We start from the raw sequence: 1,248 nt of genomic DNA, 5'->3' as shown, positions 1-1,248 counted from the left end.
AATAATCGCTATTCCTACAATTAAAATCAAAAAGGCTTGTAGGATAATATCTTGTGTTTCCCATAACGTGCACAAATACAGAAGACTTCCCGAACAAAAATAGTACATGGCTAATAATAGATTTATATTTGCGATTATCATTTGATTCTTTACAATAGCGGCTATTCCTGCCAAAACAAGCGTACAAACTCCTATACTTAGCAAAATATATGCAATAATCTAAAAAAAAATCATCCTCACACCCCTTTCCCTCTAAAATCTCATTTAAACCACTTAAAAGACCGAATAAAAGACGTAATCCCATTCAATACCAAATGCATTAACAGTTTCTTTAAAATCGATTATAAACAAATTTGAAGCGTCATTTTTTCTGAAAGGGAAACTTTTTATGTTGAAAATCATATATGCATTGTTTTCCAACAAATCCAATTGAAAATCCTGTAAAAAAGGTTGCACCAATGATTCTCAATCCCCATTGCCACGTATTTTCTTGTAAAAAATGATGCGATACATAGAGGCATACTCCTGTACAAATAATGATCCAAATTCCAAATTCCCAATACAATCATTCTTTATCGCCCCATTTCCACTCGATTAAACCTCTTTATAACGCTTCTGTAACAATTGCTGTACACGTGCCGCATACATTCTAAAATAGGGAATATTTTGTGCGGCAACCTTTCCAAAATCCATTTGCATTAATGTTTCTTCTAACAGTTTGAACTCAAATTCTAAAAATTTATCATGCTGTTTCTGAATCGAATGCGGGATATTATGCAAAGCATCCGCAATTTCTCGTACATATGTCACACTGTATTCGTCTTCTTTTAAATAGGAAAATACATTTCGAATCAATACAAACGTTTCTTGCAGTATTTCATATCCAATGTGATGCAATACATTTTGATTCACCAACTCCCTCATTCCTTTCTCTATGGTCCTTCAATTCCTGTATTGATTTGGAACTCATAATTTTCTACAAACCATTTCTCACCTTCCAATACTAAATTTAATTTCATCGTGTGTTTTTCTTGTTGTTCCGTTCCATCAACCGTTACAAGATAATCATATTTAACCGTTACATCCGCCTTATTATCAGCGGTTTTGATGTAGTACATATCTGTTATCTTTGCTTTCGTTTGAATGTGCATAGAGCCATCATCTTCTATATGGTTATGTGCATCATCTGACGCATTTAATAATTTGTTTCGTGCTTCTCCTGTTATCATTTCTTTAATCTTTTCAAAT

3 protein-coding genes and 1 pseudogene are annotated in these 1,248 nt (G+C 32.9%); all 4 read right to left on the bottom strand.

Features of this window, described 5'->3' with window-relative positions; genetic code table 11:
* Positions 1-219 (bottom strand): hypothetical protein (locus tag ACQGS6_RS28865; RefSeq protein ID WP_426966062.1); only part of this gene is annotated, 219 nt, incomplete at its 3' end.
* A 142-nt stretch (positions 220-361) separates the two neighbouring features.
* Positions 362-565: a hypothetical protein gene (locus ACQGS6_RS28860; protein WP_426966061.1), complete on the bottom strand. Its 204-nt coding sequence runs from the start codon at positions 563-565 to the stop codon at positions 362-364.
* 29 nt (positions 566-594) lie between these two features.
* Positions 595-915 carry a hypothetical protein gene (locus ACQGS6_RS28855; RefSeq protein WP_088065520.1) on the bottom strand — a complete coding sequence of 107 codons (321 nt, stop codon included), beginning with the start codon at positions 913-915 and terminating at the stop codon, positions 595-597.
* Between the two features lie 17 nt (positions 916-932).
* Positions 933-1,248, bottom strand: a pseudogene (locus ACQGS6_RS28850) (hypothetical protein); the annotation flags it as partial.

The sequence above is a fragment of the Bacillus sp. GMs2/2 genome, from assembly GCF_050172095.1.
Classification (GTDB): Bacteria; Bacillota; Bacilli; order Bacillales; family Bacillaceae_G; genus Bacillus_A; species Bacillus_A cereus.
This window is presented reverse-complemented; position numbering and strand designations above follow the sequence as displayed.